This is a genomic window from Clostridium sp. AF32-12BH, assembly GCF_003477935.1.
Classification (GTDB): domain Bacteria; phylum Bacillota; class Clostridia; order Lachnospirales; family Lachnospiraceae; genus Brotaphodocola.
In genome coordinates this window covers 16,523-41,412 of record NZ_QUEH01000016.1, presented here as the reverse complement: position 1 = coordinate 41,412, position 24,890 = coordinate 16,523, and the positions used below count along the sequence as shown (strand labels likewise).

The 24,890-nt window shown below is 47.1% G+C and carries 22 protein-coding genes; 19 read left to right on the top strand and 3 right to left on the bottom strand.

Annotated features, from left to right (window positions below; all coding sequences use genetic code 11):
• Nucleotides 1-11 precede the first annotated feature (11 nt).
• Entirely contained in the window at nt 12-1,430 is a 1,419-nt protein-coding gene (locus tag DWZ40_RS15050; RefSeq protein ID WP_118543716.1) for a PLP-dependent aminotransferase family protein, read from the top strand.
• Between the two features lie 170 nt (nt 1,431-1,600).
• Here the strand turns inward: DWZ40_RS15050 and DWZ40_RS19655 are convergent, their stop codons facing one another.
• Nucleotides 1,601-2,269, bottom strand: a complete 669-nt coding sequence (locus DWZ40_RS19655; RefSeq protein ID WP_182431762.1) for a hypothetical protein — start codon at nt 2,267-2,269, stop codon at nt 1,601-1,603.
• A 251-nt stretch (nt 2,270-2,520) separates the two neighbouring features.
• Between DWZ40_RS19655 and DWZ40_RS15040 the strand changes: the two genes are divergently transcribed.
• The 13 genes from DWZ40_RS15040 (at nt 2,521) to ytvI (ending at nt 17,536) form a co-directional block, all read left to right on the top strand.
• The gene (locus DWZ40_RS15040; RefSeq protein ID WP_118543715.1) at nt 2,521-2,805 is read left to right on the top strand and encodes a co-chaperone GroES; all 285 of its coding nucleotides are present in this window, start codon (nt 2,521-2,523) and stop codon (nt 2,803-2,805) included.
• Nucleotides 2,806-2,849: 44 nt separating this feature from the next.
• The gene (gene groL, locus DWZ40_RS15035; protein ID WP_118543714.1) at nt 2,850-4,472 is read left to right on the top strand and encodes a chaperonin GroEL; all 1,623 of its coding nucleotides are present in this window, start codon (nt 2,850-2,852) and stop codon (nt 4,470-4,472) included.
• Between the two features lie 385 nt (nt 4,473-4,857).
• Nucleotides 4,858-6,312 carry an IMP dehydrogenase gene (gene guaB, locus DWZ40_RS15030; protein ID WP_118543713.1) on the top strand — a complete coding sequence of 485 codons (1,455 nt, stop codon included), beginning with the start codon at nt 4,858-4,860 and terminating at the stop codon, nt 6,310-6,312.
• A gap of 253 nt (nt 6,313-6,565) precedes the next feature.
• Nucleotides 6,566-7,012 carry a hypothetical protein gene (locus DWZ40_RS15025; protein ID WP_118543712.1) on the top strand — a complete coding sequence of 149 codons (447 nt, stop codon included), beginning with the start codon at nt 6,566-6,568 and terminating at the stop codon, nt 7,010-7,012.
• Nucleotides 6,990-7,952, top strand: a complete 963-nt coding sequence (locus DWZ40_RS15020) for an ABC transporter permease (protein WP_118543711.1) — start codon at nt 6,990-6,992, stop codon at nt 7,950-7,952. The genes DWZ40_RS15025 and DWZ40_RS15020 overlap by 23 nt, the downstream gene beginning before the upstream one ends.
• Before the next feature lie 62 nt (nt 7,953-8,014).
• Nucleotides 8,015-8,911 carry a diadenylate cyclase CdaA gene (gene cdaA / locus DWZ40_RS15015; protein WP_118543710.1) on the top strand — a complete coding sequence of 299 codons (897 nt, stop codon included), beginning with the start codon at nt 8,015-8,017 and terminating at the stop codon, nt 8,909-8,911.
• Entirely contained in the window at nt 8,889-10,247 is a 1,359-nt protein-coding gene (locus DWZ40_RS15010; RefSeq protein WP_118543709.1) for a CdaR family protein, read from the top strand. The genes cdaA and DWZ40_RS15010 overlap by 23 nt, the downstream gene beginning before the upstream one ends.
• A gap of 16 nt (nt 10,248-10,263) precedes the next feature.
• Nucleotides 10,264-10,527 (top strand): HPr family phosphocarrier protein, encoded by a 264-nt coding sequence (locus DWZ40_RS15005; RefSeq protein ID WP_118543708.1) that lies wholly within the window; start codon nt 10,264-10,266, stop codon nt 10,525-10,527.
• Between the two features lie 119 nt (nt 10,528-10,646).
• Entirely contained in the window at nt 10,647-12,365 is a 1,719-nt protein-coding gene (ptsP, locus tag DWZ40_RS15000) for a phosphoenolpyruvate--protein phosphotransferase (protein ID WP_118543707.1), read from the top strand.
• A 102-nt stretch (nt 12,366-12,467) separates the two neighbouring features.
• Nucleotides 12,468-13,757: an O-antigen polymerase gene (locus tag DWZ40_RS14995; protein WP_118543706.1), complete on the top strand. Its 1,290-nt coding sequence runs from the start codon at nt 12,468-12,470 to the stop codon at nt 13,755-13,757.
• Nucleotides 13,758-13,913: 156 nt separating this feature from the next.
• A complete protein-coding gene (locus DWZ40_RS14990; RefSeq protein WP_118543705.1) occupies nt 13,914-15,110 on the top strand; it encodes a pyridoxal phosphate-dependent aminotransferase in 1,197 nt (398 codons plus the stop codon).
• 124 nt (nt 15,111-15,234) lie between these two features.
• Nucleotides 15,235-16,293 carry a histidinol-phosphate transaminase gene (gene hisC, locus DWZ40_RS14985; protein ID WP_118543768.1) on the top strand — a complete coding sequence of 353 codons (1,059 nt, stop codon included), beginning with the start codon at nt 15,235-15,237 and terminating at the stop codon, nt 16,291-16,293.
• A gap of 130 nt (nt 16,294-16,423) precedes the next feature.
• Nucleotides 16,424-17,536 (top strand): sporulation integral membrane protein YtvI, encoded by a 1,113-nt coding sequence (gene ytvI, locus DWZ40_RS14980; protein ID WP_118543704.1) that lies wholly within the window; start codon nt 16,424-16,426, stop codon nt 17,534-17,536.
• A gap of 102 nt (nt 17,537-17,638) precedes the next feature.
• Here the strand turns inward: ytvI and DWZ40_RS14975 are convergent, their stop codons facing one another.
• Complete coding sequence (locus DWZ40_RS14975; protein WP_118543703.1) at nt 17,639-18,820, bottom strand: DUF4349 domain-containing protein; 1,182 nt, start codon at nt 18,818-18,820, stop codon at nt 17,639-17,641.
• Between the two features lie 258 nt (nt 18,821-19,078).
• On the opposite strand from DWZ40_RS14975, the gene guaA reads away from it, so the two are divergent.
• Entirely contained in the window at nt 19,079-20,623 is a 1,545-nt protein-coding gene (guaA, locus tag DWZ40_RS14970; protein ID WP_118543702.1) for a glutamine-hydrolyzing GMP synthase, read from the top strand.
• A gap of 292 nt (nt 20,624-20,915) precedes the next feature.
• On the opposite strand, the gene DWZ40_RS14965 is transcribed toward guaA, so the two are convergent.
• Entirely contained in the window at nt 20,916-21,446 is a 531-nt protein-coding gene (locus DWZ40_RS14965) for a helix-turn-helix transcriptional regulator (RefSeq protein ID WP_009247529.1), read from the bottom strand.
• Nucleotides 21,447-21,894: 448 nt separating this feature from the next.
• Here DWZ40_RS14965 and DWZ40_RS14960 point away from each other — a divergent pair, with 448 nt between their 5' ends.
• Genes DWZ40_RS14960 through DWZ40_RS14945 form a run of 4 tightly spaced genes read left to right on the top strand, consistent with a single transcriptional unit; the run spans nt 21,895 to nt 24,644 of the window.
• Nucleotides 21,895-22,083: a transcriptional regulator gene (locus tag DWZ40_RS14960; protein WP_009247528.1), complete on the top strand. Its 189-nt coding sequence runs from the start codon at nt 21,895-21,897 to the stop codon at nt 22,081-22,083.
• The gene (locus DWZ40_RS14955; protein WP_009247527.1) at nt 22,084-23,175 is read left to right on the top strand and encodes a site-specific integrase; all 1,092 of its coding nucleotides are present in this window, start codon (nt 22,084-22,086) and stop codon (nt 23,173-23,175) included.
• A complete protein-coding gene (locus DWZ40_RS14950) occupies nt 23,165-23,500 on the top strand; it encodes a hypothetical protein (RefSeq protein WP_009247526.1) in 336 nt (111 codons plus the stop codon). The genes DWZ40_RS14955 and DWZ40_RS14950 overlap by 11 nt, the downstream gene beginning before the upstream one ends.
• Nucleotides 23,490-24,644: an AAA family ATPase gene (locus tag DWZ40_RS14945; RefSeq protein WP_055200169.1), complete on the top strand. Its 1,155-nt coding sequence runs from the start codon at nt 23,490-23,492 to the stop codon at nt 24,642-24,644. Before DWZ40_RS14950 ends, DWZ40_RS14945 begins: the two co-directional genes overlap by 11 nt.
• Nucleotides 24,645-24,890: the final 246 nt, after the last annotated feature.

Sequence of the window (24,890 nt, the reverse complement as noted above, 5' to 3'; positions counted from 1 at the left end):
GGGATAAGATTATGGAACTTTTGATTCCGCTGGATTCCCGGTCGAAAAAACCACTGTATGAACAGATTTACTCCCATATCTGCGCAGAGATCCGGAGCGGTGCCTTAAAGGCAGGAGACCGTCTTCCCTCTACGCGGGTACTGGCGGAGCATTTGAAAGTTAGCCGCAGCACAACGCAGATGGCCTATGACCAGCTGCTGGCCGAGGGATATATGGAAGCTCGGCCGTGCCGCGGCTATTTTGTCAGTCATCTGGAGGAATTGGTGGAGACCGGGTCGTCCGGCACGGAGGAGATGCAGACTGCGGCAGAGCCGGATGCAGGGTGGCGTGTGGATTTTTCCCCGCGGGGAATTGATCTGGACAGCTTCCCTTATCATGTGTGGCGCAAGCTGAGCCGCAATACGCTGGTTGATGACAACAAAGAGATGTTTCACTCTGGAGACCATCAGGGGGAGCCGGGGCTTCGCGAGGCAATCCGCAGCTACCTGCATTCTGCCCGTGGGGTCAACTGCAGCACAGAGCAGATCATTGTGGGTGCAGGAAGTGAGTACCTGCTGATGCTGTTATCGCAGATCCTAGAAGGAAAGCATGTGATTGCCATGGAGAACCCGACTTACAAGCAGGCGTACCGGGTGTTTCACAGCCTGGGTTATGAGGTCTGCCCGGTGGAGATGGATGCCAATGGTATGGAGCCATCGATTCTGTCAGAGAGCGGTGCCAATGTCGCTTATGTGATGCCGTCCCATCAGTTCCCTACCGGAGTTGTGATGCCGGTCGGGCGGCGCCAGGAGCTTTTGAAGTGGGCAGTGGAAGAAGCGGGGCGTTATATCATAGAAGATGATTACGATAGTGAATTCCGCTACCGTGGAAAGCCGATTCCGGCGCTTCAGGGCATGGACCGCAGCGGAAAGGTGATTTATCTTGGAACGTTTTCCAAGTGCATTGCCCCGGCAATTCGTGTCAGCTATCTGGTGCTGCCGAAGCCGCTCCTTGCGCGTTATCGCAGCCAGACATCATTCTATGCGTCTACGGTATCGCGCATTGACCAGAACATTCTGTATCAGTTTTTATCCCAGGGACATTTTGAACGGCATTTAAACCGTATGCGTGCGATCTACAAGACAAAGCATGATCTTCTGATCGACCAGATCGAGCCGCTGAAAGAGCAGTTCGAGGTCCGCGGCGAACATGCCGGGATTCATATTCTGCTGACTTCAAAAACGGGAGAGTCGGAACCGGAACTGATCCGGAAAGCGGCAGAAGCTGGCGTGAAGGTTTATGGACTGAGCAGTTATTTTATTCATCCGGAGCATAATCACCGGCCTGCCACAGTCGTGCTGGGTTATGCAAGCCTGAGTGAAGATGCGATTCGGGAGGGCATTGAAATTTTGAACAGATGCTGGAACGAAAACTGTGCAAGTAAAACGTGATACAGATATATGCAAACAAAAAAGAAAGAATAAAATACAGAAAAACGGAAAAACGAAGACCGAAAAGGGGAATGTACAAATAGAAACAAACCAGAAAATAAGAAACGGATCGCGTGTCCCTTAAAAAGAACGCGGATCCGTTTTTGTAATTCCATATGCTTTTTTGTTTGTTATGCTTCTGTGTCGTCACTGACTGTGGTCGCAGACGGTTTTTCGGCAGGCGCCTGCTCGTATTTTGACGGTTCTTCCGCCGCATCTTCCACGGAAGTGTCTGCGACCGGAGTATCTTCCGGTGTGATGTCCTCGGCTTGATCGGCCGCGTCTTCCAGCTTTTCTGCGGTTTCAGCCATGGCATCCTCTACGGTCTCAGCGATATTTTCCACAGCGTCCTCTGTCTTGATGACAGCGTCTTCTACGGCGCTTTCTGTTTTTTCTACTACATTTTCCACAGCGGTTTCAGCTTTTTCAGCTGCGTCTTCCGCCGCAGTGCCAGCTTTCTGTGCGCCATCGCGGGCAACACTGACTGCCTCGCGGGTGTTGTCTGCCATGATAGCGGCAGCATCCTTAACCATATTTTTTGCAGCGCTTGCAGCATCTTTTGCTGCATTCATCATGTCACCTGCAGCTACGAGAAATTCATCTTTGTCAGCATGGAGTGAAACATAGTTGCGGCTCATGGTGCTGTCTGGCACTTCGGTATCGTCCTCATCCTCGAAATCATGGAAATCTTCATCCAGTTCTTTATGAAAAGAATGATATTTCGCAAGATAGGAAATACCGGCAGCAGCAGCTCCGGCGATGGTTGCAAGAGCCATCAGTTTACCAAATTTTTTTGCCATAATACACTACCCCTTTCCTGAATATCTGTCTTGCGTTTATTTTAATACGAAGCTGTGAAAAAGAAAAGGGCTAACTTATAAAAAAATGATAAAATTAGCACTCAACTATTGACAGTGCTAACAACTCGTGCTATAAATGGTAATGTACATCAGAGAGGGCATTGAAAAGCCCCCGGAAAAAAAGAAAAGCGGTTGTTTTCTGGTATGGAAACAGCAGCGAAAAAAAGATTCGATGTAAGGAGGAGTTATCCATGAAATTAGTACCGTTATTTGATCGGGTTGTATTAAAACAGCTTGTGGCAGAGGAGACTACCAAATCTGGTATCGTACTTCCGGGCCAGGCAAAAGAAAAACCACAGCAGGCAGAGGTTATCGCAGTAGGTCCTGGCGGTGTGGTTGACGGCAAAGAGATCACAATGCAGGTAAAACCGGGTGATAAGGTTATCTACTCCAAGTACTCTGGAACCGAAGTAGAGGTTGAGGACGAGAAGTACGTTGTTGTAAAACAGAATGATATTCTGGCAGTTATTGAATAAGAGATCAAACATTATTTATTGATAGAAACTGGAGGAATTTAGTCATGGCAAAACAGATTAAATATGGCGTAGAAGCAAGAAAAGCCCTGGAGGCAGGTGTTAATCAGTTAGCAGATACCGTTCGTGTAACCCTTGGACCGAAAGGAAGAAACGTTGTTCTGGATAAGTCTTTCGGTGCTCCGCTCATCACCAACGATGGTGTGACCATCGCAAAAGAGATCGAGCTGGAAGATCCGTTTGAGAACATGGGCGCACAGCTGGTAAAAGAAGTAGCAACCAAGACCAACGACGTAGCTGGTGATGGTACCACCACCGCAACTGTTCTGGCACAAGCTATGATCAACGAAGGTATGAAGAACCTGGCAGCAGGCGCTAACCCGATCGTATTAAGAAAGGGCATGAAGAAAGCAACCGAGGCTGCAGTTGAGGCAATCGCAAAGATGAGCCAGCCGATCTCCGGCAGAGACAGCATCGCACGTGTTGCATCTATTTCCGCAGCAGACGATGAGGTCGGCGAGATGGTAGCAGACGCTATGGAGAAAGTTTCCAAAGACGGCGTGATCACCATCGAGGAGTCCAAGACCATGAAGACCGAACTTGACCTGGTAGAAGGTATGCAGTTCGACCGTGGTTATGTTTCCGCTTACATGTGCACCGATATGGACAAGATGGAAGCAAACCTGGACGATCCGTACATCCTCATTACCGATAAGAAGATTTCCAATATCCAGGAGATTCTTCCGGTTCTGGAGCAGATCGTACAGTCCGGTTCCAAACTGCTGATCGTAGCAGAGGACATCGAGGGCGAGGCACTGACCACCCTGATTGTCAACAAGTTAAGAGGTACCTTTACTGTTGTTGGTGTGAAAGCACCGGGCTACGGCGACAGAAGAAAAGAGATGTTAAAGGATCTGGCTATCCTGACCGGCGGTACCGTTATCTCCGAGGAGCTTGGCCTTGAACTGAAGGATACCACCATGGAGCAGCTTGGTCGTGCAAAATCCGTAAAAGTTCAGAAAGAGAACACCATCATCGTTGACGGCTGCGGCAACAAGGACGAGATCGCAGCAAGAGTTGCACAGATTCGTGCACAGATCGGTGAGACCACTTCTGAGTTTGATAAAGAGAAACTGCAGGAGCGTCTTGCAAAACTGGCAGGCGGCGTAGCAGTCATCCGTGTCGGCGCTGCAACCGAGACCGAGATGAAAGAAGCAAAGCTTCGTATGGAAGATGCACTGTCTGCAGCAAGAGCAGCAGTAGAAGAGGGCATCATCGCAGGCGGCGGCTCTGCATATGTTCATGTAACCCAGGAGATCAAGTCTGTAGTAGACAGCCTTGAGGGCGATGAGAAGACCGGTGGTAAGATTATCCTGAAAGCTCTGGAGGCTCCGCTGTTCCACATTTCTGCAAACGCAGGTCTGGAAGGCTCTGTTATTATCAATAAGGTAAAAGAGTCTCCGGTAGGCTATGGCTTCGATGCATACAAGGAAGAGTATGTTGATATGATCAAGGCTGGCATCCTGGATCCGGCTAAGGTTACCAGAAGCGCACTGCAGAACGCAACCAGCGTAGCATCTACCCTTCTGACCACCGAGTCTGTAGTAGCAAACATCAAAGAAGAAACTCCGGCAATGCCAGCCGGCGGCGGCATGGGCGGAATGATGTAAGACGCGACCAGGGAAAACAAGCGGCTGCGAAGCAGACATTTGTTTTCCCAGCGTCTTAACGAGTGAACCGTCTGCGACAGCAGACATGGAGCGCGTTAGCGCGGGGTTCACGAGTGAACCTTTGGTGAAAAATATAATACCCAACAACCTTACAGGCGGAATTGTCCCTTTCGGAGCAGTTCCGCCTCTTCTTTTTTCAATAAAATTCTTCACGGACAAATTCCTTTCAGAAGTATTTGACAAGCGGACAGAAATTTGCTACAATATGCAATTAATAAGTTCAATAGATTCAATGACGCTGAAATATTAGCTACGCTAATAAAAGAGCGGAGCTAGCCATTGAAATATTATGAACCAAAAAACAAAAGAAAGAGAGGAACGAATAATGGGTACAATTATTGGTGAGGGCATTACGTTTGACGATGTGCTCCTGGTGCCGGCTTATTCCCAGGTTATTCCGAATCAGGTAGATTTAACCACTTATCTGACCAAGAAAATCAAACTGAACATTCCGCTTATGAGTGCGGGCATGGATACCGTTACAGAACACCGTATGGCGATTGCCATGGCGCGTCAGGGCGGTATTGGTATCATCCACAAGAATATGTCAATTGAAGCGCAGGCAGAGGAAGTAGACAAGGTGAAACGTTCGGAGAATGGTGTCATCACTGATCCGTTTTTCCTCTCCCCGGAGCATACCTTAAAAGATGCTGATGAGCTTATGGCGAAGTTCCGCATCTCCGGTGTTCCGATCACAGAGGGCCGCAAGCTGGTTGGTATTATCACCAACCGTGACTTAAAATTTGAGGAAGATTTCACCAAGAAGATCAAAGAGTGCATGACGTCTGAGCATCTGGTTACCGCAAAAGAGGGCATCACCCTTATGGAAGCAAAGCGCATCCTTGCAAAAGCAAGAGTAGAGAAACTTCCGATCGTTGATGATGACTTCAACTTAAAAGGACTTATCACCATCAAGGATATTGAAAAGCAGATCAAATATCCGCTCTCCGCAAAGGACGAACAGGGTCGTCTGCTCTGTGGTGCAGCTGTTGGTATCACTGCAAACGTACTGGATCGTGTCGAAGCTCTGGTAAAGGCACATGTTGACGTGATCGTTTTAGACTCCGCTCATGGACATTCCGAGAACGTTCTGCGTTGCGTCAGAATGATCAAAGAAGCATATCCGGATGTACAGGTTATCGCAGGAAACGTTGCAACCGGCGAGGCAACCAAGGCTCTGATCGAGGCTGGTGTAGACGCAGTTAAGGTTGGTATCGGACCTGGTTCTATCTGTACTACCCGTGTGGTTGCAGGCATCGGTGTTCCGCAGATCACTGCAGTTATGGACTGCTACGCAGTTGCGAAAGAGTATGGTATCCCGATCATCGCAGATGGCGGTATCAAGTACTCTGGAGATATCACTAAGGCCATCGCAGCAGGCGGCAATGTCTGCATGATGGGAAGCATGTTTGCAGGATGCGACGAGAGCCCGGGAACTTTCGAACTGTATCAGGGCAGAAAATACAAAGTTTACCGTGGTATGGGTTCCATCGCAGCTATGGAGAACGGAAGCAAGGATCGTTACTTCCAGTCTGACGCAAAGAAGCTGGTTCCGGAAGGCGTTGAGGGTCGTGTAGCTTACAAGGGTCTGGTAGAGGATACCGTGTTCCAGATGCTCGGCGGACTTCGTTCCGGTATGGGCTACTGCGGAGCAAAAGACATTCCGACCCTGCAGGAGACCGGACGTTTCGTGAAGATTTCCGCAGCTTCCTTAAAAGAAAGCCATCCGCACGACATCCATATTACCAAAGAAGCACCAAACTATAGTGTAGACGAATAAAATACGTTATGAAACAGACAAACTGTTCTGGAAAGATACCGCTGTGTTTTACATGGCGGTATTTTTGTGTTATACTGAAAAAAGATAAAAAAATGCCGGAACGGTGGCATTGACAGAATAAATATGGTAAGATATAACGAGTGCAAGAGAGCCAGAAACATGTTTACATGTTTTTGGCGAACGACGAGGCAAACGAGTGACAGAGTCACGAGTAAAAAGTATGCTTTAATGAATAGATGATGGAGAACATTTTATGCTCAATGAAGACAAAATAAAACTGATGACAAGCATTGCCATGTTCGAAAAACGGGAGGGAAAACACATTGTTCCTGCAAACCGTTTTTTTCGCAGCGATTATATCAGCGGCCGTATGATGAGGTCTTTCTTTGCTTACACAGTCTGCTTTATTTTATGTGCACTCATCTGGGTCCTTTACAGTATGGAGCGCCTGCTTAACGTGATGGAGTTAAACGAAGTGATGGGTGCTGCCAGAATGGGCGTGATCTTCTATGTTGCCGGGCTTGTCCTGTATCTCATCATCACCGGGCTTGTCAGCAGCAAGCGTTATGAATATGCAAGACGCGGTATGCGGGTTTACATCGCAAAGCTGAAAAGGCTGGAAAAACGGTACGATGTGCAAAGCCGTACCAGAGAACTGACGAAGGAGGGCAGCCGCTATGATGATATTTCTCGTACTTAAAGAACGGCTGAAATCATTTTATGGAAAGTATGCAACACTGGTTCATGGTGTTGTCAAATTTATTTACAGTCTGACCGCAGTAGCGCTGCTGAGCAGCAATATCGGATACCGGACAGAACTTACCGGACTTGCGGCGATGCTGATCCTGGCATTGTTTAGTGCATTTCTTCCGTATGGGGCGATTGGCTGTCTGCTTGGGGCAGTTATGCTGGTCCACATTTATGCGGTTTCTATGGAGATGGCATTGATCACGGCAGTCATCCTGATTATCGTTATCCTTCTTTATTATGGGTTTCAGCCGGGAGACAGCTATTGGCTGGTGCTGACACCGATGGCATTTTTGCTGAAGATTCCGTTAGCAGTACCGCTTCTGGCCGGTTTGTCTGGCAGTCTGCTTTCCGTGATCCCGATCGGAAGTGGTGTTGTGATTTACTACATTATTTCCTATGTAAAACAGAATGCAGGCGTTTTATCTAACGATGCATCGGTCGATATCACCCAGAAATTTGTGCAGATCATCCGAGGACTTTTGTCAAACCAGGCAATCGCAGTCATGATCATGGTGTGCATGGTTGGAATCCTCTGTGTATACATGCTTCACAATATGTCCCTGGATTATGCATGGGAAATTGCAATCGTGACGGGTACGATCGCACAGCTTGCAGCTGTTTTTGTCGGAGATTTCCTGTTCCATGTATCGATCCCGATCGTGGAATTGCTGATCGGTGCATTGGTTTCTATGTGTGTGGCGCTGCTGTATCATTTCTTTGTGTTTACGGTAGATTACACACGGACAGAATATGTACAGTATGAGGACGATGATTACGTCTATTATGTTAAGGCAGTGCCGAAAGTGGCAGTAACGCGGACGGATGTCAAAGTGCAGCGCATTAACAATCCGGCACGGGGCAGACATGACCGTAAGTACAGAGAATCATAGCTGCTGTTTCGGAATGAATTTTTCTGGAATGAAAATATAGAAAGAGAAAGAGAGGACCAGGTATGACTGGCATATTCCAGAATGTGGAGATGATTTTTCAGGGCATGCGCTCCTGGATCTCCTTTTTGCCAAGAATTACGTTTTCCAATTTAACCGAGATCATCATACTGACGATCCTGGTATATTATGCATTGTTGTGGATCAAGAGCACCAGGGCATGGTATCTGCTGCGCGGAATCGCGATGATCCTTGCATTTGCCGTGGCTGCGGCAATTTTTCACTGGGACACGATTTTGTGGATCCTTGGAAAAACCGGCGGTATCGCGGTAACGGCGCTGGTGATCATTTTCCAGCCGGAACTGCGAAAAGCCCTGGAACAGCTGGGAAGCCGAAATCTGATCTCAGAACTTTTTTCTTTTGATGATAACAAAGAAAGTCAGGGCTTTTCAGAGCGTACGGTAAATGAGATCGTAAAAGCAACCTTTGAGATGGCAAAAGTCAAAACAGGTGCTCTTATGGTCATCGAACGCAACGTTTCCCTGAAAGAAATCGAGCGTACCGGTATCGAGATCAACGGAGTAGTCAGCAGCCAGCTGCTGATCAATATTTTTGAACATAACACGCCGCTTCATGACGGCGCGGTCGTAATCCGCGGAAACCGTGTTACGGCAGCTACCTGCTATCTGCCATTGTCTGACAACATGACGATCAGTAAGGATCTGGGAACCAGACACCGTGCAGCAGTTGGAATCAGTGAGGTGACGGACAGCCTTACCGTTGTGGTATCAGAAGAGACAGGCCGGGTATCTGTTGTAGAAAAAGGAACTTTGAGAAGAATCTCTACAGCAGAAGATTTAAGAAAAGCACTGGCTGTTGCGGAGACGCAGGAGGAAACCAATGGCACGCTGTTAAAAATTTGGAAGGGAAAGCGCAGAAATGAAAGAAAAGCTGATAAATAATCTTGGACTAAAGATTCTTTCCTGCTTTCTGGCTTTTTTTATGTGGCTGGTCGTTGTGAACGTCTCAAATCCGGAGGTGACGGGGAGCAAGGAAGTTCCATTAGAGATCGTAAACGAGCAGGTACTGACCAAAGCAGGCAGAACCTATGAACTTGGCGGAAAAGACACCGTAACGGTATACTTTGAGGTGCGGACCAAGGATGCCTATAAGATCCGTTCATCCGATTTCCGTGCGTATGTAGACCTGGCGGAGCTCTACGATGTGACCGGATCCGTGCAGGTGAAGATCGAAGTGCTGAACAACAAAGAACTGATCTATAATGCGGAAAGCCGTCCTGGCGTGGTTCGTATTCAGACGGAAGAACTTCAGAGCAAGCAGTTTTCCCTGATCATGAATACCTATGGAAGTCTGGCAGAAGAATATGCGATCAACAAAGCAATTCTGACACCGGACCATGTGACGGTGGAAGGTCCGACTTCCCAGGTGGGACTGATCAACCATGTGGGAATTGAACTGAATGTAAATGGTCTGGAGAATAACGTCGACGGAACAACAGAACCTGTATTTTATGATGCAAACGGCAACGAGATCTCGGTTAGCGACCGTGTGAGTGTGAGTCCGGTCCAGATCCAGTACAGTCTGGAGATCAGCAAGGTAAAAACACTTCCACTGGATTTCGAAGTGACGGGCACGGCTGCGTCCGGTTACCAGTATACGGGCGTGGAATGCAGCACGAAACATGTTTCCGTTCTGGGATTGAAAAACAGTCTTGCATCAGTAAACAAGATTACGATTCCATCTTCGGTACTCAATATTTCCTGGGCTACGCAGGATAAGGTAGTAACCGTGAATTTAAATGATTATCTTCCGGAAGATGTGACTCTGGCAAATGCCGATGACGCAAATGTTACCATTCGCCTGAAGGTAGAGCAGCTCACCACCAGAACCATCAGTTTGGGTGAGTCGGATATTTCCATGGAAAATGGTGCAGATTATTATCATTACCATTTGGTGCCGACGCGGCTGGAAGTGAAGCTTCAGGGGCTGAAAGAAGATCTGGACACATTAAAGGCCGCAGATTTAAAAGCAGTCATCAATCTGTCCGGTATGCAGCTTGGCACCCATACAGGAACCCTGAATATGGGAGGTCTTGGCAAAAACTTTAAACTGATCTCTGTTTCTGCTTTCAATATCGAAGTGACGGCAGGAGGTCCGGCGGCACAGCTGGAGCAGACCACACAGGCAGAAGAAGAAACAACAGAATCAGAAACCAGTACAGAAAACGACACGACAAAATTACAAGACACAGAGACGAACGGCGCAAACGCCGGCTGACAGAAAGAGGGATAACATGGTTAGCAGAAAAATTGTTATCAAAAATGTATCAGGACTTCATCTTCGCCCTACCGGGGTGCTTTGCAATGAAGCCATCAAGTATAAATCATCCATTAAATTTCATTTTGGCAATACCACATCCAATGCAAAAAGTGTACTCAGCGTGCTGGGTGCATGCATCAAATGTGGGGACGAAGTAGAGTTTATCTGCGAGGGACCAGATGAGCAGGAAGCACTTGACGGAGTCATTGGAGTCATCGAAAGCGGACTTGGGGAGTAAGAACGCCAGATGTATGATATCTGCAGATGCAGGATTGACGGGCATGCATATTTGAACAGCAACGATGCATCGGCTGCAGTTTCATAATAGAAATCAATAATTAATAAGGAGGACGTATCATGTTAAAAGGTACAAACGCTTCTTCCGGAATCGGCATTGGGAACGCCGTGATCGTAGAAGAAAAAGAATTGGTGATCCAGAGAGCGGCAGTTGCAGATGCAGCGGCTGAGGTAGAACGCTTTAAGGGGGCGCTCGAGAAAACTCTCAAGAAAACCGAAGAACTTGCAGCAGATCTCGCAACCAGAGTAGGGGAGAAGGAAGCGGAGATCATGCAGGGGCATATGATGCTGCTTATGGATCCGATGCTGACGGGTGAGATTGAAAGCACTGTAACCGGCGAGGGCATCTGTGCAGAATATGCGATTGAGCAGGTATGTACGACCTATGCAGATATGTTTGCGGCAATGGACGATGAGCTGATGCAGCAGCGTGCAACCGATATGCGTGATATTAAGACCCGCATGCAGCGGGAACTGCTTGGCGTGGAGAGTGTGGACATTGCATCACTTCCGGCGGGCAGCGTTCTGGTAGCGAAAGATCTGACTCCGTCCATGACAGCAGGGATTAACCCGGAGCATGTGACGGGCATTGTAACAGAACTGGGCGGCAAGACTTCCCACAGTGCAATTCTTGCCCGCGCATTGGAAATTCCAGCTGTGGTAGCAGTGCCGGATTTGATGAATCAGGTGAAAAACGGTCACGTGATCGTGCTGGATGGCAGTGAAGGTGTGGTTTATGTGGATCCAGACCAGACAGTGGTCGATGCGTTTTCTGAAAAGCGGGAAAAATTCCTGAAAGAGAAACAGGAACTGGAGCAGTATATTGGCAAACCAACCGTGACAAAGGACGGCGTGCACATTGAGCTGGTTGCAAACATCGGAAAACCGGAAGATCTGGAAAAGGTGTTCCAGTATGATGGCGAGGGTGTTGGTCTGTTCCGTACGGAGTTCTTATTTATGGACCGCACTGCCATGCCAACCGAGGAAGAGCAGTTTGAGGCCTACAAGGCTGTTGCTGAGGGCTTAAAGGGCAAGCCGGTCATCATCCGCACCCTGGATATCGGCGGCGACAAAGAAATTCCGTATATGGGTCTGACCAAAGATGAAAACCCGTTTTTGGGCTACCGTGCGATCCGTTTCTGTCTGGACCGTAAAGACGATGTATACAGACCACAGCTTCGTGCATTGCTTCGTGCCAGTGCTTACGGCAACATCAAGATCATGGTACCGATGGTCACCTGCATTGAGGAGCTTCGTGAGGCGAAAGCATTGATCGAAGAGATTAAGAAAGAATTAGATGAGAAGAATATCCCGTACAAGAAAGATATCGAAGTCGGTATCATGGTGGAGACGGCAGCTGCATCCCTGATGGCAGATGTCTTTGCAAAAGAGGCAGCGTTCTTCAGCATAGGAACCAATGACCTGACCCAGTACACCATGTCCGTAGACCGTGGAAACGATAAGGTATCTTATCTGTATTCCACATTCAATCCGGCAGTCCTGCGCAGCATTAAGCGCATCATCACCTGCGGTCGAGAAGCGGGAATTATGGTAGGTATGTGCGGCGAGGCGGCAAGTGATCCACTGATGATCCCGCTGCTTCTGGCATTTGGATTGAATGAGTTCAGTATGAGTGCGTCTGCGATCCTGTATTCCAGAAAGCTGATTACCAATTACAGCATTGAGGAACTTCAGGCAGTGGCAGACAAGGCCATGAGCTTTGCGACTACAGCGGAAGTGGAATCATATATGCGGGAGTTTGCATCTGCACAGGCTTAATAAAAATCCAGATTTTGGGGCTGTCACCTGCATTGCAGGAGGCAGCCATTTATAAAACGATGAAACGGTTATACAAATACATTCACACGAGGAGAAAGAAATATGGCAGTCTACGTGATCTGTTATCTGGCATCTTACATTCTGGCGCGGTTTGACCATTATCTGTTATCCGGCCTGCTTCTTTTGGTGGCAGCCGGATGGCTTTATATGGAGGATTACCGGAAATATAAGAACCTGATCCATTTGCGTGGACTGTTTTCTTTATTCTGGGTAGGTGGCGAAGGGCTGGCCTGCATGAAACTCAGTAATCTGCAGACCGACTGGTCCCGCATGACCTGGTTCTGTCTGTTCCTGGCATACATAGGCTTCTGGCTGGTATTTGAGATTCTGGTCCGTGTCTATGGTTCCGGCTATGACAGTTATGGACGGTGGAGAAGTTTTTCCGGGGATTCGAAACCGGTGTTTACCATGATCTGCGGACTGACGGTATTATCACTGGGATGTTTTATTGCGGAGGCGGTGGTGCTTGGATATGTTCCTCTGTTTTTGCGGGGAGTGCCGCATGCCTATTCGGAATTTCATCTGACCGGAGTACATTATTTTACCGTATCCTGTGTGCTGGTTCCGTCGCTGACGGTGCTGTATATTCATATGCGGAACGGACGGGGCAGTGAGAAGCTTCTCATTGCAGCCCTGGTCATGACGACCATTTCCATGCTGATCCCGATCTTATGTGTATCCAGATTCCAGCTTGTTTTTGCCGTGCTTTTGGCGGCGTTTACGTATATTTCCCTGCAGAAAATGTTTCACCCTGGCTGGCTTTTTGCGCTGTTTGTGGTGTTGCTCCCGTTTTACCTGATCCTCACGGTAGCACGAAGCCACAACATTGAATATTTAAACGGAATTTTTGAAATGAAGCGCACATCCATGCCGATCTTCATCAGTCAGCCATACATTTACATTGCCAATAATTACGACAATTTTAACTGTCTGGTGGAGGCACTGCCAGGACACAGCTTTGGACTGAAGGGACTGTTTCCATTGTGGGCATTGTCAGGACTGAAATTTTTCTTCCCGCAGCTGATCCATTTTCCGATTTATGTAGATAAAACGGAGCTCACAACCCTCACGCTTTTTTACGATGCTTATTATGATTTTGGCTGGATCGGTGTGCTGTTTTTTTCCTGCATTCTGGGTGCCATTGCCTATATTCTGGTGGTGAAACTCAGAGAGATGAGAAATCCGCTTGGCTATCTGCTGTATGCACAGTTTGCCGCATATCTGATGCTGTCCTTTTTTACGACCTGGTTTTCCAATACGACGACCTGGTTTTATCTGATCCTGACAGGAGCGATGGCTTTGTTTTACCATTTGAGGGCAAGCCGCTGGTAATTTTATAAAGAATCCTGTATAATAATGCAAAAGGGTACAATGCAGCTTTCGCTACAGAGTCATCTGGTGAGAGCTGCTTTGCTATATACCGTAACTGTGAAAATAGGAAGCAGTTATGGGATATCAATGATATTTTGTGATGAGGAGGATATGAAAATGATTTCAAAAAAGATGAATCCGCTGGTCCAGAATAATTCTGTGATCCGTGTCATGTTCGAAGAAGGAAAACGGCTGGCAGCCATTTATGGTGCAGAGAATGTGTACGATTTCAGTCTTGGAAATCCGAATGTACCGGCGCCGCAGGAAGTAGAAGATTCCATTCTTGAAACGTTAAAGGAAGAAGATTCCACCTTTGTTCACGGCTATATGAGCAACTCTGGTTATGAGGATGTGCGGGAGACCATCGCGCAGGATTTAAACCGCCGTTTCGGGACGAACTTCCACCAGGGAAATATCCTGATGACGGTAGGTGCAGCCAGTGGCCTGAATATCATTTTAAAGACCATCCTGGATCCGGAGGATGAAGTTCTGACCTTTGCTCCTTATTTTGTAGAATATGGCAACTATGTGCGCAACTACGATGGGAAGCTGATCGTCGTTTCACCGAATACCAAAGACTTCCAGCCAAATCTGGAAGAATTTGCCCAGAAGATCACGGCGCGTACCAAGGCAGTCATCATCAACACCCCAAACAATCCGACCGGTGTCATTTATTCCGATGAAACACTTACCCGTCTGGCCGATATTCTCCGTGCAAAGAGTGCAGAGTTTGGAACCGAGATCGTGCTGATCTCCGATGAGCCGTACCGCGAGCTGGCTTACGATGGAGCAGTTGTGCCATATGTGACAAAATATTATGCCAATACGGTAGTTTGTTATTCATACAGTAAATCTCTGTCCCTGCCGGGAGAACGTATCGGCTATCTGGTCATTCCGGACGAGCTGACTGACAGTGCAGAGGTATTTACAGCGGCAACCATCGCAAACCGCGTGATCGGCTGTGTCAATGCCCCGTCCCTGATCCAGAGAGTCATCAAACGCTGCATTGAAAAAGGCGCAGCAGTGAATCTGGATGCTTATGACAAAAACCGGAACCTGCTCTATAACAGCTTAAAGAAGTTTGGATTTGAGTGCATCAAACCGGAGGGCGCTTTCTATCTTTTTGTAAAGGCTCCGATCGCAGACGATAAAGAATTCTGTGCGCAGGCTCAGAAGCATAATCTGTTACTGGTGCCGGGAAGCTCTTTTGCATGTCCTGGTTATGTGCGGATTGCTTACTGCGTATCGTATCAGCAGATTGAGCGTTCCCTGCCGGCATTTGAGGCAGTCGCAAAAGAATATGGACTGTGCTAAATTCCAGGGAGATCTTGCACGGAAAAAAGAATCTGATTTTGCATCAGTTCCTGTGCCGGACAGCAAAGATTTGTCTGACACAGCAGCTGCTATTCGGACAGACAAACAACAGGAGGACACGAAGATGAGAGCATGGGAGAGTAATATTCGTAAAGTAGTTCCTTATGTACCGGGGGAGCAGCCGAAAGGGGACCGGCTGATCAAGTTAAATACCAATGAAAATCCATATCCGCCAGCACCAGGGGTGGAAAACGCGCTGAAGAATATGGAAATGGACCGTTTCCGCAAATATCCGGATCCGACGGCATCCGATCTGGTTCATGTACTGGCAGAGTATTATGGCGTAGGGGATGATCAGGTGTTTGTAGGTGTTGGCTCGGACGATGTCATTGCCATGAGCTTTTTGACGTTCTTTAACTCCAAAAAGCCGGTTTTATTTCCGGATGTGAGCTATTCCTTCTATAAAGTATGGGCAGATCTGTTCCAGGTCCCTTACGAGACACCGGCTCTGGACGAACAGTTTTGTATCCGCCCGGAGGATTATTACCGCGAAAATGGAGGAGTGATCTTCCCAAACCCGAATGCGCCGACCGGACTTCTGTTATCTTTAGAAGCGGTAGAAGATATCATCCGTCACAATCAGGATGTGGTTGTGATCGTGGATGAAGCTTATATCGATTTTGGCGGAAAATCAGCTCTGGAGCTGATTCAGAAATACGAGAACCTGCTGGTCGTGCAGACCTTCAGTAAATCCCGTTCCATGGCTGGTATGCGTATCGGATTTGCAATCGGACACCCGGATCTCATCAAGGCACTGAATGATGTGAAGTATTCTTACAACTCCTACACCATGAATATGCCATCTCTGGTTTTAGGAACCGAAGCTGTGAAAGACGATGCCTATTTCAAAGAAACCGTGCAGAAAATCATCGACACCAGGGAATGGTCCAAAACCCGGCTGACGGAACTTGGCTTTACTTTCCCGGATTCCATGTCCAACTTTATTTTTGCGTCTCACAACCGTGTTCCGGCAAAAGAATTGTTTGAGGCATTGAAACAGCAGCAGATCTATGTGCGTTACTTTGACCAGCCGCGCCTTTCTAATTACCTGCGCATCAGCATCGGTACGCGGGAAGAGATGGAAGCATTGTTTGCATTTCTGGAGAAATATTTGGCAGAGTAGGTTGTTTTGTTAACAGCAACAAAATGGGCTTTGAAAGAATAAAAGGAAAACGATCGGGGAAAAGTATGAAAACAGTTCACTGATTCCACATAATCTGATGAAAGGCAGATAAGGATAAGAAGGTGATTGTATGGACAGACGTTATGCCCGTTTGATTTTAAATATTGTGATCCCGACAGTGGAGATTTTACTGGTCTGTCTGCTGGGGCCAAAACTCTTGAAATTTTTTATGCCATTTGTGATCGGCTGGATCATTGCCATGATTGCCAACCCGCTGGTCCGTTTTTTGGAGAGCAAGGTAAAATTGGTACGTAAACACAGTTCTGCATTGATCGTGATCGCAGTATTGGCACTGATCATCGGACTGGGATATTTCCTGATATCACGGCTGGTTATGCAGGCAGTCGAACTGGCAAAAGACCTGCCGCTGTTATATGATACATTATCAGAAGATCTGCAGGCAATTGCAGCCCGGTTTTCCAGCCTGTTTTCCAGACTTCCGACCGATGTACAGACAAACTGGCAGGAACTGGTTGGAAACATTGGTCATGCTGCCAGTCTTCTGGTACAGAAGATTGCATCGCCGACGGTAGAAGTGGCTGGAAATGTAGCAAAGGGAATCCCAAATGCGCTGGTAAATGTTGTGGTAACGATTCTCTCGTCCTATTTCTTCATTGCAGAACAGGATAAGATCATCGAATTCTGGAAAAAATATCTGCCGGAAAGCGCGAAGGATTATGGCCGGTACTTAAAGAATGATGTCAAAAAACTGATTGGCGGCTATTTTCTTGCCCAGTTTCGTATTATGTTTGTCGTAGGTGCTATCCTCATCGTGGGATTTCTGATCCTAGGGATTAAGTACACATTTCTGCTTGGTGTACTGGTGGCAGTCCTTGATTTTCTGCCGCTCTTTGGAACCGGAACGGTTCTGATTCCGTGGGCACTGTTTAAGCTTTTGTCTGCGGATTACGCGCTGGCAGCAGGACTTGCGCTCCTCTATGTACTGACTCAGGTGATCCGTCAGGTGATCCAGCCCAAGATCGTGGGCGATTCCATGGGACTTTCGCCGCTGTGGACACTGGTTTTTCTGTATCTGGGATTCAAACTTCACGGGATATCCGGCATGATCATCGCCGTGCCGGTCGGAATCTTTCTGATGAATCTCTATGAATATGGTGCGTTCGACCGGATGATTGAAAGCGCGAAAGAACTGGCAGAAGAAGTGAGGAAAGTGCGCAAATAAACAACATTGCACGATAACGAATGAGGGGCGAAAGTTCCCGCAGCCGCCATGCATGGCGGCTGTGGGAACTTTCGCCCCTTTGATACTTACTGTGTTAAATTGTTACTGTGCAATATTGTTGTTGGATGAGGATGAGTCTTCTTTTGTGGTGATGTCTGATTTGATATTACTGTTTGCTTTGTTGCTTGTCTTTAACTTGCTTTTGCGAAGTTTCCGTTTTTTCCATATTTTCCGCAGAATCCATACGATGACCAGAATCAGAGCGGCCAGTACGATCAGTACGATCAGGATTGGGAGATTGGATACAAACCATACGAGCAGGTCTACGGATGCGGTCTGTAACTGGTTCAGGCTGTGTGCAAATCCTTTCTGGATGCGGACCGGAATGGTGTCCGGGTCGGTGGCGGTGAGTACCTGAACCTCCTGTATGGAGAGGTAAACCGTGCTGTATACAACCTGGTTGTCGAGAGTTCGCAGCTGGGACTCCAGGGATTCAAGCTGATAGCGTACTTCGGACAGGCGGGATTCCAATGCAATCACGGCATCTACGGAGTCTGCTTTTTCTAAAAGAGCCCAAAGACGGTCCTGTTCTACCTGCAAAGTCTTTTTCCGGCTTGTTATGTCGGTGTATTGCAGGGTGACATCCTGGACATTTTCATTCTTATAGGTGATATTTCCCTGTGTGGATACTTCGGAAAGAAATGCATCGAGCTGGTCTGCCGGAATCCGGATCGTCATGTTAGAAGAACGCCGGGACTGATTGCCGGACCAGGTTAAGCTGTTGCCGGAAACATCCGATTGCTCAATATAGCCGCAGAAAGAAGCAACGGCATCGGATACAGACTGCAGGAGCGTATCAAATTCGCGTGTTTCCAGATCCAGATTGACGTTGCGGATCAGTTTGCGTTCGGTAGGATCCTGGGCTGCTGCTGCATTTTGCGGAAGCTCTGTGCTTTCGGATCCATTTGAAAAAGTGTCTGAATCTGCCACGTATGCCCCTGCGTCGACCGCAGCTTCCTCCACGGAATCACCTGCATCATTGGAGCGGAAAGATGCGGCTTCAGATTTGGAAAAGGCTGCAGGCATGCCAGCTCCGCCGGAAAATCCGCTGTTTGCTGCCACGTCGTAGGATGCGGCGGCTGTTTCTGTAAGATATGAGGCATTAGAAGCACTTCGCGATGCAGAACCACAGGCGGTCAGACTGCTAGAAAGCAGGGAAAGGAAAAGGGCAGCAGTAAGAAGTTTATGTTTTGCCTCACCTGTTTTGAATGGATATTTTTTCATGATCACGTCCTCCTTTCTTTGCTTTCATTATCTCATATTCTGGAAATAAAACAAGGCGTTCCAGAGAATCTTAAGTGCTTGGAAAGTGAATTGTAAGGAAGGATAATTTTTTGGAATCCACTTGTATAGTACAATGATTTTAGGTATAATAACGTGAGATATACCATGATGAGGCAAGCTTATCATTGTTGCTTACAAAAAGCGTATCCAGTAACAATGCGTTATTGTTTCATCATAATAAAATTAGGAGGAATACTCGTGAACAGAGAGAAGATTATTGTAATCGACTTTGGCGGTCAGTACAATCAGCTGGTTGCCCGCCGTGTACGTGAGTGCAATGTTTATTGTGAGATCTATTCTTACAAGACCGATATTGAAAAGATCAAAGAAATGAATCCGAAGGGCATCATCTTAACCGGAGGCCCAAACAGTGTCTATGAAGAGGGCGCAGCAACCTGCAGCAAAGAACTGTTTGAACTTGGCGTTCCGGTACTGGGACTGTGCTATGGCGCTCAGTTAATGAGCCATGTATTAGGCGGTCATGTCTGCAAGGCTCCTGTCCGTGAGTATGGAAAAATCGAAGTAACCGTGGACAAGTCCAGCAAGCTGTTCGGCAATGTATCCGAGAAGACCATCTGCTGGATGAGCCACAACGACTACATTGAGAAGGAAGCTCCTGGCTTCAAGATCATTGCGCATACCCCGGACTGCCCGGTGGCAGCAGCAGAGTGTGCAGAGAAGAATCTCTATGCGATCCAGTTCCATCCGGAAGTACTGCATACCGTAGAGGGAACCAAGATGCTCTCCAACTTCGTGTACGAAGTGTGTGGCTGCGCAGGCGACTGGAAGATGGATGCTTTTGTAGAAAACACCATCAAAGCAGTACGTGAGAAAGTCGGAAACGGTAAAGTGCTCTGTGCGTTATCCGGCGGTGTAGACTCCTCCGTAGCAGCTGTTATGCTGGCAAAGGCAGTTGGTGACCAGCTGACCTGTGTATTTGTAGACCATGGTCTGCTCCGTAAGGACGAGGGAGACGAGGTTGAGGAAGTATTTGGTCCGAACGGCCCGTACAACTTAAACTTCATCCGTGTCAACGCACAGGAGCGTTTCTACGCAAAGCTGAAAGGTGTAGAAGAGCCGGAGCGCAAGCGAAAGATCATCGGCGAAGAATTCATCCGTGTATTTGAGGAAGAAGCAAAGAAGATCGGTGCAGTAGACTTCCTGGTACAGGGAACCATCTACCCGGACGTAGTAGAGAGTGGTCTGGGCGGCGAGTCTGCTGTCATCAAGTCCCACCACAATGTTGGAGGACTCCCGGATTACGTTGATTTCAAAGAAATCATCGAGCCGCTGCGTGACCTGTTCAAAGATGAGGTCCGCAAAGCTGGTCTGGAACTCGGTATCCCGGAGAAGCTGGTATACCGTCAGCCATTCCCGGGTCCGGGACTTGGCATCCGTATCATCGGAGAAGTAACCGCTGAGAAGGTAAAAATGGTACAGGAGGCAGATGCCATCTACCGCGAAGAAATCGCAAACGCAGGCCTCGACCGCAGCATCGGACAGTACTTCGCAGCACTGACCAACATGCGTTCCGTCGGTGTTATGGGCGACGAGAGAACCTATGACTATGCGATCGCATTAAGAGCGGTAAATACCATCGACTTCATGACTGCAGAAGCAGCAGAGATTCCGTGGGAGGTACTTGGAAAGGTAGCTAGCAGAATCGTAAATGAAGTGAAGCATGTGAACAGAGTACTTTATGACTGCACGGGGAAACCGCCGGCAACAATTGAGTTTGAATAAATCGAGTTGCTTAAAAAAGCCAGTGTTTATGCGGGTTTCAGCGATTTCGATTAGTCTTTTGATAACAAATTGATAACAGTCATAGCAAGTGCCATTATTCTTGTTATCCAGTGGTTTATGGGTAACGGAACAATTAACAGGTGGCTTGCAGACTAAAGTTCGGAGCTTGGCTCTGAACAAATTCCATATTATAAACTAAGCCCTTAGCTGTGGTTAATAACCATAGTTAAGGGCTTTTTTGTCGTTGCCAAAGCATCTGTAGGGAGCTGCCAGTGGCAGGTCCTGTAGGTGCTTATTTATCTTTCAAGTGGTCTTTGAATGCTTCCACGAGAGCGTCACTTAATTCCTGTGATGGAACTTTTGCCCAACGCTGTGTGGTGTCGAACTCTGGATAATGGTAACGCCAGTTATCGTATTCTTCTCTGTTGATTTCTTCGGAAGATAGCTTGTCTGCCTGTTCTTTCCAAGCATACAGCATTTTGAGGAGTTCATATGCTTCTCTGCCTTTGTCCTTGTTGACCTTTAAGCATACCTCTCCGTCTGCTTCACTGACAGTAAGACCGTAAATATCTTCAAGGGTAAACAGAGTGTGCATAAGACCGATATAGCTGTCTATGTCAGGAACATCAAGAGCCTGTGGAGAAACATCAAGCACCTGTGCCAATGCATTTGTAAGGTCTGCTTTCGGTTTGCGTGTACCAGTTTCGTACTGTGCCAAACGCACATCAGCACTCTTTTCTGGAAAACCGATTGCTGTACCGAGATACTTTTGTGTCATACCACGCATTAGTCTGAAAAAATGTATTCTTTCGCTGATAGCCATAATGATACGCTCCTTTTATATTTAGTGAAATAAGTATAGCAGAAATGTTTAGTGGAAGTCAAGAAAAACCGAAACAAAAATGTTTAATATTTTCTTTGCAACCACTTGACAATAGCAAATATGTTTAGTAAAATAAATTACGAATTAAACAAATATGCTTAATGCGACAACTGAATGACCGTCCGAAAAGCCAAACCGCCAAGACCTCGTCGGAGCAAGTTCCGTATCGTTCGCTTGTGTGCAAGCACAAAAGCTCATTCGCTGCACTGCTCCTCCTCTTCCCCAAAAGTCTCCGACTTTTCGGGAACCCCTATACGAGCGAGCGCCTGATGTACTGCGGTGCATTGGGACAGCACAGCGCCTGCCGACAAGCAGGAGTGCCTGTTGGAACTTTAACACGGAGAAAGCGGCAAGCAAAAAATTATTTTAAGAAAGGAAGAAAAAGGATATGGAAAACAGATTTATCCGAGCCGAAGATGTGGCTCAGGAACTAAACGTATCAAAACCTTATGCATATAAACTCATCAGACAATTAAATGAGGAATTGAAAGCAAAGGGCTTTATTACGATTGCAGGGCGTGTAAATCGCCAGTATTTTTACGAAAGGCTCTACGGAGCAGGAAAGGGGGAAATGTAAATGCCGGTATTTAAGAATGAAGATAACGGTACTTGGTATGTGATGGCAAGGTATGTGAACTGGAAAGGGGAACGCAAGCAGAAATGCAAGCGTGGCTTTGCTACCAAACGAGAAGCACAGGAATGGGAAAGAATGTTCAAATTGCAGACTTCTTCAGACCTTGATATGAGTTTTGAAGCCTTTACGGAGCTTTATATCAATGATGTGAAGAACCGTTTGAAGGAAAACACGTGGCTTACCAAAGAGCATATCATACGCACAAAGATACTTCCGTATTTCGGGAAACTGAAAATCAGCGAGATTTCCACAAAGGAGATTATTACTTGGCAGAATGAAATGCTTGCCTATCGTGATGAGAAGAAAAAGCCTTATTCACAGACGTATCTGAAAACGCTGCACAATCAGTTGTCCGCCATTTTCAATCACGCTGTCCGCTACTATGAACTGCGTTCCAATCCTGCGGCAAAGGTGGGAAATATGGGACGTGAGGAACACAAGGAAATGCTGTTCTGGACAAAGGAAGAATACAAGAAATTCTCTTTTGAGATGATGGACAAGCCTGTTTCCTTTTATGCGTTTGAAATGCTTTACTGGTGCGGTATCCGAGAGGGCGAGCTGTTAGCTTTGACTCCGGCAGATTTCAACTTTGATAAGGAAACAGTCACAATCAATAAATCCTATCAGCGTTTGAAAGGGCAGGATGTGATTACTTCTCCGAAAACGAAAAAGAGCAACCGCACGATTAAAATGCCGAAGTTTCTGTGTGAGGAAATGAAAGAATATCTCGGTATGCTTTACGGATTGAAGAAGAAAGACCGTATCTTTACGGTGACGAAAAGCTATCTTCATCACGAGATGGACAGAGGGGCAAAGGCGGCAGGCGTGAAGCGTATCCGCATTCACGATCTCCGTCACAGCCACATTTCACTCTTGATTGATATGGGCTTTTCTGCGGTGGCGATTGCTGACCGAGTTGGTCACGAAAGTATTGATATTACTTATCAGTACGCACACCTCTTTCCGTCAAAGCAGATTGAGATGGCAGAAAAATTAGATGATTTAGGGAAAGGAGATTTTGAAAATGTCAGCTAAGAACAGAGATAACAAAAATCGTTGGAGGAATATCACAGTAGGGTTTCGAGTATCGCCCGAAGAAAACGAACTCATTAACAGAGCTGTAGCTCTATCAGGATTGCCAAAACAGGAGTATTGTTACCGCCGTTGCTTAAATCAGGATGTGGTGGTACAGGGCAATCCGAGAGTGTATAAGGCGTTGAAAACGGAATTTGCCACAGTCCTTGCGGAACTGAAAAGGATTGAAGCAGGAAAAGGTGTGGATGATGAACTGCTGAGTGTAATAGAACTGATTTCCATTATTCTCGGCGGTTTGAAAGGAGAGGATGCGAATGGAGAATAAAAAAGAAATGACTATTCCAAATGTATCTGCGGCAACAGATGCGGAACAGTCACTTTCCAAATGTACTGACAATAGTATAGTCAATCAGGATACGGATTTCAAGGGGTACGAGCAATCTTTTGAAGAAATGCAAAGGGAAATACTCAGACAGTTAGACCCTTCCTATCTGAAAACAGTATCAATGACAACGCTGTATGATACGGTGTTTGAGGTTCAGACACCACTTATCGACGGTCTGCTCCAAAGGGGAACTTACCTTTTCGTAGGTTCCCCGAAAGTGGGAAAGAGCTTTATGATGGCACAGCTTGCCTATCATATCAGCACAGGCACACCGCTTTGGGAGTATAAGGTGCGTAAGGCAACGGTGCTTTATTTTGCCCTTGAAGATGATTACCCACGTTTGCAGAAGCGATTGTTTCAGATGTTCGGTGCAAAGGAGACAGGCAATCTGTATTTCGCAACGGAATGTAAAACGGTCAATGGCGGACTGGAAGAACAGATAAGAGGGTTTATGAGGGAACACCCAGACACAGGCTTGATTATCATAGACACCTTAAAGCGTGTGCGTGAAGCAGGCGGAGCAGATTACAGCTACGCAAGTGATTATGATGTTGTGGCAAGGCTGAAAGCGTTGGCAGACAGTTACAAGGTTTCAATGCTTATTGTTCATCATACACGCAAACAAAAATCGGAAGATATATTCGATATGATTTCAGGCACGAATGGTCTGATGGGTGCGGCAGACGGTGCATTTGTTCTCAGTAAGGACAAGCGTGCTTCCAACAATGCCACACTTGATGTTGCTGGCAGAGACCAGCAGGATATGAAAATCCATCTTGTAAGGGACAGCGAGCGATTGGTGTGGAACTTTGCAAAATCGGAAACGGAGATGTGGAAAGAACCGCCCGAACCTCTGCTTGAGAAGATAGCGGATACGCTCTTTTCGGAAAGTGACAGATGGGAAGGAACTGCTTCGGAACTTTGCGAAAGGCTTGCGGTGGATATAAAGCCGAATGTACTTTCTTTAAGGCTCAGTATCAACGCAAGCAGGCTGTTTCGTGATTACGGTATCCGTTATCAGAACAGCCGCACACACGACGGAAGAAAGGTTTCACTTTGGAAAGAAACCGAGCAGACGGCGTGACAAACGGTGTCAAAGGTGTCAATGTTTTTGAGAGCAGCACGCTGTGAAAAACATTGTCACCATCGTCACACTTTGACACCGGATAAAGTTTAGGGGAGTGTGCAGAGAGTGCCTTTTCAAAGGCGGCTCTTTGGTCTCGCCTGCTGGCTCGGTCGGTTCGCAGGCGTGTGTGCCACCGGCACACGCTCACCCCTCGGAGAGCCTTCGGAGAACGCAAAACCTGTTTACAGGTCGCATTTTTGATGG